We start from the raw sequence: 13,133 nt of genomic DNA, 5'->3' as shown, positions 1-13,133 counted from the left end.
GCGCGTCGTTTCAATTGAGGTCCCCTACGGCGAGTGTCTGTTTCAGGTTGAGCGGCAGATAGGTAAATTGCAGGGCGCCTTGCACCACGCCGTCGAAGCGGTAACGCTCTTCGAGCGTGTCGCCGGGGCGCGCCACCACGTTGCGATCACCCGCCTGCAGGAAGTAGGCTGCCTTGCCTTCATCGACAAAGCGGCCGAGGAATTGAAAGGGCAGCGGTGGCGGCGCGTTCGCATCCACGCGGGCTGCGGGGAGTGCCGCCTGGGCTGCCTGCTGGTCGAGCATGATCTTTTTCGGCGTCTCCGGCTGCCAGCTTTGCTTGGCGAACAGGGTGGCCGCTTCCTCGTCCTCCAGCGCCCGGCGCGGATGGATGGCCAGCGCGCGATCGGTTTGCGCAGCAACAGTGGCTGCAGCGAGAGGCGCGACCGCTACCCGCTCCACCTGGCGCGTGGTGGCCGTGGCCGGCCCCACGATGCTACCTTCATCCTCGGGGGCGAAGAGGGCGGCCAGCAAGGTCGCCACGGCGGCGCCTCCCAATACGGCTTTTTTCATGGGCGTACCTCCGCCTTTTTCACCAGCAAGATGAACTGGATGCGCGCGTCGATCTCGCCCGCCTCGATCTGCTCGCGCTTGAAGAGCACGGAGTCGAGGGTCAGGGTGGGCAGCTCCTGCAGGGCGCCGACAATAAAGGTTTGCAACTGCGCGTATTCGGCGCGTACGGGCAGGGTGATCTGGTAGCGCAAAAAGGTCGTGTTGCCATCCTCCTGCGGCTTGTAGTCCGCCTTGGCCAGGGTGACGCCGCTCTTCTGCGCCACTTCCAGCAAGGCCTTCAACTGTTCGGGAATGCTGTCATGCGCGGGCAGGTAGGCGTGAAAGGCGGCCAGGCTGTCCGCAGCGGCATCGAGCGTGACGGCCGCCGGCGGCAGCGCCGACTGTCTGGCCGCAGCGGCCAGTTGCGCCTCCAGTTGCCGCTGGCGTTCGGCCAGCGCATCGCCCTGCTGCATGGCGAAAGCGGCCAGTGCCAGGCATGCCGCCCCGATGGCGCAAGGCCAGCCCAGGCCACGCCACAGCCGTTGCACTTCCCACTGCAGGCGCGGCGGCATGCGCAGCTGCAGGCGTGGACGGGCCATGGGTGCGCTGGCTTTTAGTACGGGTTTTATTGCCGCCATTGCGCCTCCAGCTGAAAACGGTAAGGGTGTTCGGGGGTATTCGCATTCATCTCGTGCTTGAGCAAATACACGGAGCTGAACATGGGCTGCTGGTTCAGGAAGGCCAGGTAGTTGAGCATGTCCTGCGGCGTTTCCGCCTCGGCGGCGATTTTCAGGACGCTGGCACCATCCTGTCCCTGCTGCGCGTTCAGGTCCAGCCCCAGCAAGGCGATGCGCACGTCGCGTGGCGGCTGCACCGTCCTGACCAGGCGCGTGACGGGCAGGTTAAGCTGGCGCACGGCGGCGGCCACCTGTTTCAGTTCGAGGTCGCGTTCACGCTGCTGGCTTGCCGAGAGGGGCGCGCGCACGGGGCGCGCGGGCTGCAACTGCGTCAGTTGCGCCTCCAGGCGCCGCGTTTCCTGCGCCTGCACCAGCCAGTACACGGCCGCTGGCAACAGCATCAAGCCGCCCGCCAGGCACAGGGCCAGACGCCAGCCCTTGAAGGTCTGCTTTGCTCCGGGTGCCAGCAATTCCAGGCGGCTCAGGCCCATGCTGTCTCCCGCATCAGGTGGGCCGCGCCAGCCACGGGGAGGGGCTGGAAGCGCCCAGGCAGATCCTCCTGCGGCACGCCGCTCAGGTCGAGCAGCGCCACGTGTTCGATGGCGTCCAGCTGCGGCGCGCGCAAGTTCCAGCGCCGCCACGCCCGATCCAGTTCGTCGCCCCAAGCGGCGCCGCAAGACTGGCTGTGCAGCGCCGTGATGCGCCCGCCGCCCGTCGTTGCCAGCAGCAGCCGTCCCGCTTCCACCAGGGCGAAGGCGGCGGGTTTCTCGCCGGCGATGCTGCGCCAGGCCGGCCCGACGATGGGTTCGATGGACAGGCAGCGCCGGCCATGCGCGGCCGCCGCCTCCTGCACGCCCTGCAGCAAGGCCGCATCGATGCCGCAGGCCAGGCGCGGCTTGCCATAAGGTGCATCGTCGGCAGCCAGGCGCCAGGCGCGTGCACCATCGCCATACACAGCAGCGAACTGGCTATGCAGGAAGCGCTGTGCGCTGCTCCGGTCGAGCAGGGCGCCGCTCCACGGCACCATCAGCATGGCGCACCAGCGGCTGGCCAGGCTGACGGCCAGCGGCATTTTTCTGTCGCCATCCTGTTTCAGCCAGCCGCGCAAGCTGGCCAGCGCCACTTCCCAGCTGGCGTCGGGGTTCGGGATCGGCAGATGGAAGGCGCTGTCGGCCACGGGACGACCGGCGCGGCGCATCACGCCGTGCAGCCCGTGCGGTGCCAGGTGCAGGCACAGGGTGGCGCGGGTAATACGTTCAATAAGTGACACGATTGAGCTCCGCTAAAGTGGTTTCGCCGCGCCGCACCAGGTCCAGGCCCGCTTCGCGCGCCAAGCGAAAACCGTTGCGCGCCGCCTCTTCCTTCATCTGGCTCAGGGGCGCGCGCGTGCAGATCATTTCGCGCATGGCGTCGCTGAGCATCAAGACTTCGGCGACGGCCTTGCGGCCCTTGTAGCCGGTGCCGCGGCAGTGGCCGCAGCCCTTGCCGGCCATGAATTGCCAGTCCTGTACCTGGTGCAGGGCCAGGCCGCTGTCGCGCAGCTGCTGCGCATCGGCTAGCACCTCGGCGCTGGCATCGACGGCGCAATGGGCGCAATTGAGGCGCAGCAGGCGCTGCGCCACGATGCCGTTCAGGGCGGCTGCAAAGCTGTAGGCATCGACGCCCATGTGCAGGAAGCGGCCGACCACGTCAAAGACGTTGTTCGCGTGCACGGTGGTAAACACCAGGTGGCCCGTGAGCGCGGCCTGCACGGCGATCTGCGCCGTTTCGTCGTCGCGGATTTCGCCGATCATGATCTTGTCGGGATCGTGGCGCAGGATGGAACGCAGGCCGCGCGCGAACGTCAGTCCCTTCTTTTCGTTGACGGGGATCTGCAGCACGCGCGGCAAGCGGTATTCGACGGGGTCTTCGATGGTGACGATCTTGTCGCGTCCCGTATTGATTTCCGTAATGGCCGCGTACAGGGTGGTGGTCTTGCCGGAACCGGTGGGCCCTGTCACCAGCAGCATGCCGTGCGGCTTGGCGGCCAGGCGGCGTATCTGCTCGATGGCGTCCTCGTTCAAGCCCAGGCTTTCCAGCCGCAGCGCCTGCGCCGCCTCCGTCAGCGCGCGCCGGTCCAGCAGGCGCAGCACGGCGTCCTCGCCAAAGATATTGGGCATGATGGAGACGCGAAAATCGATCTCCGCGCCTTTGACTCGCACCTTGAAGCGGCCATCCTGCGGGATGCGGCGCTCGGCGATGTCCAGGTCGGCCATGACCTTGATGCGCGAGATGATTTGCTCGGCCATCGCCAATCCCTGCACCTGGCCCGCCTGCACCAGCACGCCGTCGACGCGGTACTTGATGACCAGGCTGGCCACGTCGCATTCGAGGTGGATGTCGCTGGCCTGGAATTTCAGGGCGTCGTAGATGGTGGAGTTCACCAGTTTCACCACCGGGCTGCTGTCTTCGCTGATGCGAATGAGCGAGATGTCTTCGATGCTCTGGTCGAGTCCCGGCACATCATCACCGTGTTGCATTTCCTGCATCGCCTGCTGCACGCTTTCCTGCTGCAGCAAATAGACGGCCAGGTCGTCCGGGTGCGCCAGCGCCACCGTGAAGGGCGTGGACAGGGCAAAGTCGGCCCATTGCAGCAGGTCTTCGGCAAACGGGTTGCCGATGATGAGCACGGGCGGCGCGCCGGGGGCGCCCGGTTGCAGCAGCACGCAGTCGCGCTGGGCGCAATCGGTGTAGGGCAGCAGGGCAAAGGCGGGCAAGGCGGCCTGCAGCTCGGCCATCGTCCATGCCGGGTAGCGGAACAGGGCGGCCAGCTGGCGCAAAAAGACTTCGGGCGGCAGGGCCGCCGTTTCCTGCAGCACGGCCATCTGCGGGCGGCCCTGTTCCAGCGCGCTGGCATGGGCCCGGCGCAGCATGGCCGCATCGAGGACGGTGCGTTCTTCGTCGCGCGCGTTCATGACATGAACTTCAAGATAAGCTCCCGGCCAGTTCAAAGATCGGCATGTACATCAGCACCACCACCCCGCCGATCACCACGCCGATGATGGTCATCAGGAGCGGCTCGAGCAGGCGCGAGGCCCAGTCCACCCAGCGGGCGAATTCCTCGTCATGGAACTTGGCCGAACGTTCCAGCATGTCGCCCAGGCGGCCCGTGTTTTCTCCCACTTTCAGCAGCGATTGCGCCACCGGCGTGGCCATGCTGGCGTGTTCCAGCGCGGTGGAAAACGGCATGCCTTCCTGCACCGCGCGGCGCGCCTGCGCCAACTGTTCCTGTTGCGCCGGCAGCAGCATGGGCGCCACCATGGCCAGTGCCTTGTGCAGGGGGATGCCCGCGTGCAGCAGCAGGCTCAGTGCGCGGTAGAAGCGGGCCAGGCGGAACTCCGCCGCCTTCCCGGCCAGCACGGGCAGGCGCAGCAGGCGCAAGACCATGGCCTGGCGCGCGCCGGCATTGGCGATGCCAAAGACCACGGCGGCCACCACGGCGGCCAGCGCGCCGGCGCACAGCAGCGGATGCGCGGCCAGGGTCTGGCCAAAGCCGAGCAGCATTTGCGACATCCAGGGAATCTCGCGGCCCGAGCTTTCGTAGACGACGCTGAACTTCGGCACCACGTAGCCGAGCAGGAACAGGGTCACCAGGCCGCCGACGACGAGCAGCATGCACGGGTAGATGGCGGCGGAAATGAGTTTTTTGCGGATGGCGTCGAATTGCAGCTGGTAGCCGACGAAGCGCGCCAGCGCCTCGGGCAGGTTGCCCGAGCGTTCGGCCGCATGCACGGTGGCGATGTAAATGTCGGGGAAGATGTCTGGGAAACCGGCCAGGGTGTCGGAAAAGCTCTGCCCCTGCTGCAGGGTGAGCACGATGGCGGCCAGGGTGGCCTTGGCGCCGGGGCGCGTTTCCTTGTTGTGCAGGGTGGCCATGGCCTCGCCCAGGTTCAGGCCCGCTTCGAGCAGGGCCAGCAGCTCCTGGCTGAATTGCAGCAGGGGCAGGCCTTGCTTGCCGGGACGCAGCGCGGCGCCCACCTCCTGCGCAGCGCCATCGTCGACGGCCAGCACGCGCCAGCCGCCGCGTACGGCCGCGCGGATCGCCTCGGCCTCGCTGGCGGCGTCGATGGCCAGCGCCTGGCTGCCCGCCGGGCCCTGCACCTGGAGGTGGAACTGCATCGTCGGCTCAGGCGAGCATGGTGGGGGCCAGGGGCGTGAAAATGGGGTGAGAGGAAGAGGGGAATGCGCGTGCGGACAAGGTCGAAGTAGGCATCGGTCAGGAACAATCCAAAAAAAAGTTCAATTCGTCGCGGGTACCGGCAGCAGGCAAGATGCAATCACTGCCTCAGGGTAGACTGGAATTGCCAGAAAATCAATCGTGTTGTGCGGGCAAGCCCTTAAATCGATGGCTTGCCCGCATATTCAGCCGCTTACTGGGTGACGAGGCTGACCTTGTCGATCACGAACGAGGTTTGCAGCGAGGCGTCCTCGGTCGCGGCAAACGAGATCTGCACGGTCTGACCCTTGTAGGCGATCAGGTCGAAGGTGCGGATCTGGTAGCCGGCCGCCTTGTTCACGTTCGAGTACGAGGCCAGGGTGCCCAGCACCGTACCGGCGCTGTTCTTCACGGTGACGACCAGCTTGTCGTACACGGTATTGCCCGTTTCAGCCGTGTCGATATGCAGCGCGAAGCTCAAGCTGGCCGAGGTGGCGGCGGCCGGAATGGCCACGCTTTGCGTCAGCGATTCGCTGGCCGTGGCGCCATTGCCGCCCAGCCAGGCGTACTGCGTGCCTTCGTACGCTGTTTGCCCCGTGAACGTGCCGATGGCACCCGTGGTGCCGCTCCAACCCGTGGCGCCTGACTCGAAGCCGCCGTTCGTCACGCGTTCGGTGGCGCTGCTCGTGCCCACCGTCAGCGTGGCGTTGTTCGACGTGGCCGTCACGGCGGGCGATGAGGCATCCGTCACCGTCGCCTTGAAGACGGCGCCGTTGTCGGCCGCCACAGTGGTGAAGCTGTAGGCTGGCGACGTGGCGCCGCTGATCACGGCGCCGTTACGGTACCACTTGTAGGTGTACGGCGCCGTGCCGCCGCCCGCGCCCACGGCGAACGAGGCGGTGGCGCCCGGTGCGACGGTGATGCTGGCCGGCTGGCTGGTGATGGTCACCGCGCCGCCCGTGGTCGATTCATCGACGTCGGCGCCCACGTTGATGGCCGCATACGCGCGCTTGACGGCGATAGCCTCGGCGCTGCCCACGCCATACAGTTCCTCGGCTGCCAGCAGCACTTTGTTGCGCGCGTCGGCGTAGTTGGTCGACGAGGTGAACTTGGTGGTGGCGGCCTTGAACCAGATGCGGTAAGCCTTGTCGCTGCCGATACCGGTCATGGCCAGCGGGCTCTTGTTCAGGTAGGAGCTGTAGTAGTCGCTGCTGGACGTGGAATTCGAGCCTTGCGACAGGAAGTAGAACATGCGGTTGTTCGGGCCGCTGCTGTAGTGGACGTCCAGGTTCTTGATGGTGCTGCTCCACGCGTTCGGGCTGCTGCCATCCTTGCTCGGCTTGTACAGCCAGCGCAGCGGCTGGCCATTCTTGGCGATCTCCTTGCCCGTCATCCAATCGTTGCCCGTGTTGGGAATCGTGGTACCCGTGCCGCCGGCGCGCGCATACGCTTCCACCATTTCGCCGGCGATGTCCGAGCTCGATTCGTTCAAGCCGCCCGACTCCTGCGAGTAGATCAGGCCCGAGGTGGCGTCCGTGATGCCGTGGCCCATTTCATGGCCGATCACGTCGATGGAACCGAGGTTGTTGAACGAGCTGCCGCCGTCGCCGATGTACATGCACTTGCAGCTGCTGTCGTAATAGGCGTTGTCGTAGGCCGTGTTGACGTGGGCGGCGATGTGGGTGGCCGTGTTGTTGCCGTCCAGGCTGGACCAGCCCAGCACATTCTTGTGCGTGTCGTAGGTGTTCATCAGGCCCCACATCGCGTTCACGGCCGCCGTCTGGCCGTTGGCGTTGGTGGTGCTGCCGCCGTTGATGTATTGCTGGCCGTCGCCCCAGGTATTGCTGGTGCTGCTGTACACGCTGCCCGAGGTGGTGCCGTGGTTGGCATTCGTGATGGCCATGCCGCCGAAGCTGCCGCCCGTGCCGCGGCTGGGGTCCTTCATGGTGTAGGTGCTGCCCGTGAGCGTGGTGTTGAGCGGTACCTGGCCGTTGTACTGGCTGTTGCCGATGCCGGCGACGGTTTTCAGGGCTTTCCATTGACGCAGGATGCGGCCATCTTTGGCGCTGACGACGGTGTCATAGTAAACGGGCTTGTTACCGCTGATCATGCGCGTCTGCACCAGGTAGGCCAGCTCGTAGTGGTCGACCACGTCCTGTACGTCGAGGGCGTTCAGCGCGGCTTCCGACTTGTTCTCCGCGCCGGCCACGCGCACCGTTTTCATCACGGGGTAGATCAGCAGTTGCGCATGCGGCGGCACGTGGTCGACGGCCGGCACGCCGATGCTTTTCACGGCGGCGGCGATGGCGGCGCCGGCGCTGATGGCCGGCGTGGTGTCGATATCGGTGGTGGCGCTGCGGGTGACGGAATTGACGCCGCCGCTACCGAGGCCGGAAGCGCGGTCCGACACGGATTCGCTGACGATGTCGCCGGCGCTGTTGCTGACCACTACTGTCTCCGAACCGAAGACGGGCAAGCCCTTGTAGGTGTGCTGTATGCGGCTCACGCGCGTGCCGCTGACGCCCGGATGCTGGGCGCCGACGGCAAAGCCATGTTCGGTATTCAGGCCACGGCTGCGCGCCTGCGCGGCCAGCTTGTTGACCAGGCTGGCGTTCTCTTGTGGAGATGCCAGGGTGACCGGGGCAGCCATCAAGGTCTGTGGCAGCGGCGTGGCGGCGTCTGCCGTGGTGGCCATCAGCGGCAGGGCGGCGATGGATGCGGCAACTATCGTCAAACGTAAATTCATTTCTGCTCCATGGTATCGGTTAAGGAAATGGTGAATGAGCTGGCCGCGATGCCTGATGGCCACCCCGGCGTGCCTGGCGGCGGGCGGATAGCCTGCCGTTTTGTGGTGGCATGACGCCGGGTAGGGGGACACTAAACTTGTCGAGATCGCCATGTCAAAAAATTCAAGAAATGGGTCACTACGCGAATTTTTGTTAAGAATTGAACATTTATCGGCGCTGCATCATTGGAAAGTTTGATCTATCACAAGCTGCAACTTTTGTTTTGGACTACTTCCCCTAATGGCGTGTTCTGTTGGAAAAACACTGTTGCCTTTTCTAAATGTTGCGATCTACACTAGCTCTTCGCGTTGTCCCCAGCGAATCACGCGAAGACAAAAAAGCGCACGCGGCAATGACCGCGTCCAGATACAGCGCATCGGGAAAAAAATCGGGAGTTTCACATGACGTCAGTTCTGTTTTCTGCTGTTGGTTTCAGCCATTTCCCCTCTGGAGCGGCCTTCATGCTGCATCCGCCTTCCTAGCCGCCGCTACCCGGCCCTTCCCCCGCGAGGGGATACTTTTCAGTGAGTCCGACCGCGCCGCCTGGCGTGGCCGATGGCGCAGCGCATCCTTTTTTCAGGAAGGGTTGCCGGCTCCTGGTGCGTGCACCGGAATCACCGGCCCGACGAACTATGCTTTCGATAGCGACCAAAGTGGAACAGATCGTGATGGAATCGGCCTTTCTCAGCGAGGGATTGGGCCGGGGCTTGCTTAACCTGTCGGAACTGGCGCGCCAGCTGCAGCCGCAATTACAGAGCGACTTATGGAAGCCAGTGGGACAGGCCGCCGTGGTGATGGCGCTGCGCCGACTGGCCGAACGGATGCCGCAGCAGAAAAGCGGCGAGATCGTGCTGGCGCACCGCGCGGGAGAATTGAGCACGCGCAGCGAGCTGATGATTTTTACCTATCGTTACTCCGACCAGACGTATACCTGCCAGCGTCAGTTGCTGGCGCTGGCCGCACCCCAGCGTGGTACCTTCATCACGGTCACGCGCGGCGTCAACGAGGTGATGGTGATCTGCAGCCGCAGCCTGCACGCGCTGGTGGAAGAGGTTTTTGGCAGCGAGCAGGAACTGGCGCGCCTGGAGCGGGTGACGGCCGTGACCTTGCACCTGTCGCCTGAAACCTGCTATACGCCGGGCGTGTATCACGCCATCCTCAAGCGTCTGGCCTGGGAGCGTATCAATTTGATCAACATCATCTGCACGTATACGGAGCTGACCCTGCTGCTGGAGGTGTCGCAGACGGGGGCCGCTTTTGCCGTGCTGTCGAAAATCGTCGCGCAATGAAAAGGCTCTGTCATCGGCAAGTAGGGGAAATGCCGGAATCTTCCCTTGGCAGTGCTGTCTGACTCTGCATACTCACCACCTAGGGAGCAGATCATGCAGCCAAATAAATGGCTCAGCTTTATTGCGCAGTTTGCTCAGTTGAACCGGCGCCAGCGGCAGGCAGGCATGGCCCTGCTGCGTGGCAACGCGCCACACGACGCGACCGTCGCGCTGCTGGAAAGTGTGGTGCAGCCGCGATTGGCCTGTCCCGCCTGCCACTCGCATCACCAGCACGGGCATGGTCATGCGCACGGCCTGCAGCGCTACCGTTGTGTACCTTGTGGGCGCACCTTCAATGCCTTGACGGGGACTCCCCTGGCGCACTTGCGCTATAAATCGTTGTGGATCGAGTATGCCGATTGCCTGCTCGGCTCCGCCTCGGTGCGCCAGGCGGCTAGCCAATTGGGCGTGCATCGCAACACCACGTTTCGCTGGCGGCACCGTTTTCTCAGCGTAGCCAAGACGGACCGGCCGCATGGCCTGCATGGCATCGCCGAGGCCGACGAGTTATACGTGCTGGAATCGGAAAAGGGAGCCAGGCAGATGACGCGTCCGGCCCGCCGCCGGGGCGGCCATGCGCACCAGCGCGGCATATCGAATGAACAGGTCTGCATCCTGGTGGTGCGCGATCGCACGGGCCAGACCCTCGATTTCGTCACGGGCAGAGGCGCGCTGACGAAGGCTCAGCTGCACCGCTGTTTGTTGCCCGTCATCGACCAGGATATCCTGCTCGTCACGGACGGCCATGCCGCCTATCGGGCTTTTGCGAGGGAAGCAGGCATCAGCCACCAGGCCGTCAACTTGCGCGCCGGCATCCGGGTATGGGGCGCCGCTCATGTGCAGAACGTCAACGCATATCACAGCCGCTTGCGCGAATGGCTACGGCCGTTTCACGGCGTGGCGACGCGCTACATGCCGAACTATCTGGGATGGCGCTGGATACTCGACGCCAGGCGCATTCGTTCACCAGAAACGTTATTGAAAGCCGCGCTGGGAGTATTCCCACACTTGACGGTGACATAGCCAATGAAAAACGCCCCGCTGCAGCGATGCGGCGGGGCGCTGGTGGGACAGAGCCCGTTTATTTTTCCAGCTGCGTACGCACGCGGGCGATCGCGGCGCGTACCTGGCGTGGCGCGGTGCCGCCCACGTGGTCACGCGCGGCAACGGAGCCTTCCAGGGTCAGCACCGCAAACACGTCTTCGCCCGTCAACGGGGAAAACGCGCGCAGCTGCTCGAGCGACAGGTCGGCCAGATCGCAACCGGCATCGACGCAGGCGCGCACGGCCAGGGCCACCGCTTCATGGGCGTCGCGGAACGGCAAGCCCTTCTTGACCAGGTAGTCGGCCAGGTCGGTCGCCGTGGCGTAGCCTTGCAGGGCTGCCGCGCGCATCGCTTCCGGTTTCACCGTGATGCCGCCGGCCATGTCGGCGAAGATGCGCAGGGTGTCGATGACGGTATCGACGGTGTCGAACAGCGGTTCCTTGTCTTCCTGGTTGTCCTTGTTGTAGGCCAGCGGCTGGCCTTTCATCAGGGTCAGCAAGCCGATCAGGTGGCCATACACGCGGCCCGTCTTGCCACGCGCCAGTTCCGGCACGTCCGGGTTCTTCTTTTGCGGCATGATCGACGAGCCGGTGCAGAAGCGGTCGGCGATGTCGATGAAGCCGATGCGTGGGCTCATCCAGATCACGAGTTCCTCGGCCATGCGCGACACGTGCATCATCAGCACGGCGGAGGCGGCGCAAAATTCGATGGCGAAGTCGCGGTCCGACACGGCGTCGAGCGAGTTGTGGCACACGTCGTCGAAGCCCAGGGTCTTGGCCACGCGCAGGCGGTCGATGGGGAAGGTGGTGCCGGCCAGGGCGGCGGCGCCCAGCGGCAGGCGGTTGACGCGCTTGCGGCAGTCGGCCATGCGCTCGGCGTCGCGGCCGAACATTTCAACATACGCCAGCATGTGGTGGCCGAAGGTGATCGGCTGGGCCACCTGCATGTGGGTAAAGCCCGGCATGATGGTGTCGGCATGCTGCTCGGCCAGGTCCGTCAGCGCGCTGCGGAACGTCGCCAGCAGGGCGGTGATGTCGTCGATGGCGGAGCGCACGTACAGGCGGATGTCGGTCGCCACCTGGTCGTTGCGCGAACGGCCCGTGTGCAAGCGCTTGCCCGCATCGCCTACCAGTTCGGTCAGGCGTTTTTCGATATTCAGGTGGACATCTTCCAGGTCCAGCAGCCATTCGAACTGACCAGCGGCGATTTCCTGCGAGATTTGCGCCATGCCGCGCTGGATTTCCGCGTGGTCGGCCGGGCTGATGATGGCTTGCGCATGCAGCATTTCCGCATGGGCCAGCGAACCTTCGATGTCGAACAGCGCCAGGCGCTTGTCAAAAAATACAGAAGCTGTGTAGCGCTTGACGAGGTCCGAGACCGGTTCGGAAAACCGGGCCGACCAGGCTTCGCCCTTTTTGGAGAATTGATCAGTCATGAAAGAAGTCCTTTAGTGTAGGGCGATTATAAACAAGGTTGGCCTGCGGTAGGACTTTTAGGGGCCTGCAGGGCGCTGAAATGGCCAGGAATGGGGCTGACAAGCCTCAAATGGCAGGCGCAGGCGGTATTGCGCGTTCCATCCGGGCTTTTTGTATTCTGTCCCGCGAATCGTGCGTTTGGTCGCAATCCGATGGCAGTTCGGGGGCGATAGGCCTACAGTTCAATCATCGCAGGACAAACAGCAACGCCCCTCAACCTCAAGGAAAATATCATGAACATCGCTAAAAACATGGAAGCCATCTTCGTTGCCATCATCGCCATCGCCGCAGCCACCAGCCTGGCCACCGCCGCCGTGCCGAAGTTCCGCGCCGCGCCGGCACCCATCCTTGCCAGTGCCGATCAAGCCACCATGCACACTGTGTATGTCAGCGCCAAGCGCCTGAGTGCCGAAGAAAAAGCCGCCCTGTAAGCGCGGCCAAGCAATGCAGGCAGTACGAAAGATATTCGCAGCAAACAGCAGTATCGCATCACGGACAGTCAGGACGGGTGGCGCCCCCGTTTCTTTCCAGCCCTGGTGACAGCCGCAGAAAAAAGACCGATGATCGTGTTTTCAACGATAGCAAGGCTTGCACAATGCCACCTTTGATGATCAGTACCGACAAGGCGGAACTCGACGTTCCCGCCATTCACCATTTTCTCAGCACGCAATCGGCATGGGCCATCGGCATCACGCAGGCCACCGTACAGCGCGCCATCGACCATTCGCTATGCTTCGGCGGCACGCTGGACGGCCGTCAAGTGGCGTTCGCCCGGGTGGTCAGCGACTACGCCACGTTTGCCTATCTGGTCGACGTGTATGTGCTGGAAGAGTGCCGCGGCCGCGGCTACAGCAAGCGCCTGATGGACGCCGTGATGGCACATCCCGACTTGCAGGGCTTGCGTCGTTTCATGCTGGCCACCAGCACGGCGCATGGCTTGTATGCGCGCCACGGTTTTACTGCGCCGCTCAGGCCGGAGGCGCTGATGGAGCGGTATTTCCCCGATATTTATCGGTGTTGAACAGCTGCCGCGGTTTGCGCGCGGCTTCGGTCTTGCCCTGATATCACCGTTTGCTTGATCAACAACGCGACAGCCACC

Annotated in this window: 12 protein-coding genes; 4 read left to right on the top strand and 8 right to left on the bottom strand. The window is 64.2% G+C overall.

Annotated features, from left to right (window positions below):
* Positions 1–10: 10 nt before the first annotated feature.
* The 7 genes from ACQ4WY_RS11220 to ACQ4WY_RS11190 form a co-directional block, all read right to left on the bottom strand.
* The gene (locus ACQ4WY_RS11220; RefSeq protein ID WP_436504045.1) at positions 11–550 is read right to left on the bottom strand and encodes a hypothetical protein; all 540 of its coding nucleotides are present in this window, start codon (positions 548–550) and stop codon (positions 11–13) included.
* Positions 547–1,167, bottom strand: a complete 621-nt coding sequence (locus ACQ4WY_RS11215) for a type 4a pilus biogenesis protein PilO (RefSeq protein WP_436504044.1) — start codon at positions 1,165–1,167, stop codon at positions 547–549. Before ACQ4WY_RS11215 ends, ACQ4WY_RS11220 begins: the two co-directional genes overlap by 4 nt.
* Positions 1,155–1,697, bottom strand: a complete 543-nt coding sequence (locus tag ACQ4WY_RS11210) for a hypothetical protein (protein WP_436504043.1) — start codon at positions 1,695–1,697, stop codon at positions 1,155–1,157. Before ACQ4WY_RS11210 ends, ACQ4WY_RS11215 begins: the two co-directional genes overlap by 13 nt.
* Positions 1,688–2,476, bottom strand: coding sequence for a hypothetical protein (locus ACQ4WY_RS11205; protein WP_436504042.1), 789 nt, complete (start codon positions 2,474–2,476; stop codon positions 1,688–1,690). The genes ACQ4WY_RS11210 and ACQ4WY_RS11205 overlap by 10 nt, the downstream gene beginning before the upstream one ends.
* Complete coding sequence (locus tag ACQ4WY_RS11200) at positions 2,463–4,160, bottom strand: GspE/PulE family protein (protein ID WP_436504041.1); 1,698 nt, start codon at positions 4,158–4,160, stop codon at positions 2,463–2,465. The genes ACQ4WY_RS11205 and ACQ4WY_RS11200 overlap by 14 nt, the downstream gene beginning before the upstream one ends.
* Before the next feature lie 10 nt (positions 4,161–4,170).
* The gene (locus tag ACQ4WY_RS11195; RefSeq protein WP_436504040.1) at positions 4,171–5,364 is read right to left on the bottom strand and encodes a type II secretion system F family protein; all 1,194 of its coding nucleotides are present in this window, start codon (positions 5,362–5,364) and stop codon (positions 4,171–4,173) included.
* A 251-nt stretch (positions 5,365–5,615) separates the two neighbouring features.
* Positions 5,616–8,147 (bottom strand): M4 family metallopeptidase, encoded by a 2,532-nt coding sequence (locus ACQ4WY_RS11190; protein ID WP_436504039.1) that lies wholly within the window; start codon positions 8,145–8,147, stop codon positions 5,616–5,618.
* Positions 8,148–8,819: 672 nt separating this feature from the next.
* Between ACQ4WY_RS11190 and ACQ4WY_RS11185 the strand changes: the two genes are divergently transcribed.
* On the top strand, positions 8,820–9,476 hold the full coding sequence (locus ACQ4WY_RS11185) for a hypothetical protein (protein WP_353659948.1): 657 nt from the start codon (positions 8,820–8,822) through the stop codon (positions 9,474–9,476).
* A gap of 93 nt (positions 9,477–9,569) precedes the next feature.
* Positions 9,570–10,538 (top strand): IS1595 family transposase, encoded by a 969-nt coding sequence (locus ACQ4WY_RS11180; RefSeq protein WP_436504038.1) that lies wholly within the window; start codon positions 9,570–9,572, stop codon positions 10,536–10,538.
* A gap of 58 nt (positions 10,539–10,596) precedes the next feature.
* On the opposite strand, the gene argH is transcribed toward ACQ4WY_RS11180, so the two are convergent.
* The gene (gene argH, locus ACQ4WY_RS11175) at positions 10,597–11,994 is read right to left on the bottom strand and encodes an argininosuccinate lyase (protein ID WP_436504037.1); all 1,398 of its coding nucleotides are present in this window, start codon (positions 11,992–11,994) and stop codon (positions 10,597–10,599) included.
* A 273-nt stretch (positions 11,995–12,267) separates the two neighbouring features.
* On the opposite strand from argH, the gene ACQ4WY_RS11170 reads away from it, so the two are divergent.
* Together ACQ4WY_RS11170 and ACQ4WY_RS11165 are read left to right on the top strand one after the other, a co-directional pair.
* Positions 12,268–12,465, top strand: a complete 198-nt coding sequence (locus ACQ4WY_RS11170) for a hypothetical protein (protein WP_131685576.1) — start codon at positions 12,268–12,270, stop codon at positions 12,463–12,465.
* Between the two features lie 164 nt (positions 12,466–12,629).
* Positions 12,630–13,055 carry a GNAT family N-acetyltransferase gene (locus ACQ4WY_RS11165; protein ID WP_436504036.1) on the top strand — a complete coding sequence of 142 codons (426 nt, stop codon included), beginning with the start codon at positions 12,630–12,632 and terminating at the stop codon, positions 13,053–13,055.
* Positions 13,056–13,133: the final 78 nt, after the last annotated feature.

Origin of the sequence: Janthinobacterium salmonicoloratum, from assembly GCF_051380845.1 — a bacterium.
GTDB classification, from domain to species: domain Bacteria; phylum Pseudomonadota; class Gammaproteobacteria; order Burkholderiales; family Burkholderiaceae_D; genus Janthinobacterium; species Janthinobacterium lividum_F.
Note: the sequence above shows the minus strand (reverse complement) of the source record. Positions and strands in the feature narration are given on the sequence as shown.

Bases quoted from the DNA above. Each gene is read 5' to 3' on its own strand.
- ACQ4WY_RS11220 (WP_436504045.1), bottom strand. From the start codon at position 550: ATGAAAAAAGCCGTATTGGGAGGCGCCGCCGTGGCGACCTTGCTGGCC.
- ACQ4WY_RS11215 (WP_436504044.1), bottom strand. From the start codon at position 1,167: ATGGCGGCAATAAAACCCGTACTAAAAGCCAGCGCACCCATGGCCCGT.
- ACQ4WY_RS11210 (WP_436504043.1), bottom strand. From the start codon at position 1,697: ATGGGCCTGAGCCGCCTGGAATTGCTGGCACCCGGAGCAAAGCAGACC.
- ACQ4WY_RS11200 (WP_436504041.1), bottom strand. From the start codon at position 4,160: ATGAACGCGCGCGACGAAGAACGCACCGTCCTCGATGCGGCCATGCTG.
- ACQ4WY_RS11195 (WP_436504040.1), bottom strand. From the start codon at position 5,364: ATGCAGTTCCACCTCCAGGTGCAGGGCCCGGCGGGCAGCCAGGCGCTG.
- ACQ4WY_RS11190 (WP_436504039.1), bottom strand. From the start codon at position 8,147: ATGAATTTACGTTTGACGATAGTTGCCGCATCCATCGCCGCCCTGCCG.
- ACQ4WY_RS11185 (WP_353659948.1), top strand. From the start codon at position 8,820: ATGCTTTCGATAGCGACCAAAGTGGAACAGATCGTGATGGAATCGGCC.
- ACQ4WY_RS11180 (WP_436504038.1), top strand. From the start codon at position 9,570: ATGCAGCCAAATAAATGGCTCAGCTTTATTGCGCAGTTTGCTCAGTTG.
- argH (WP_436504037.1), bottom strand. From the start codon at position 11,994: ATGACTGATCAATTCTCCAAAAAGGGCGAAGCCTGGTCGGCCCGGTTT.
- ACQ4WY_RS11170 (WP_131685576.1), top strand. From the start codon at position 12,268: ATGAACATCGCTAAAAACATGGAAGCCATCTTCGTTGCCATCATCGCC.
- ACQ4WY_RS11165 (WP_436504036.1), top strand. From the start codon at position 12,630: ATGCCACCTTTGATGATCAGTACCGACAAGGCGGAACTCGACGTTCCC.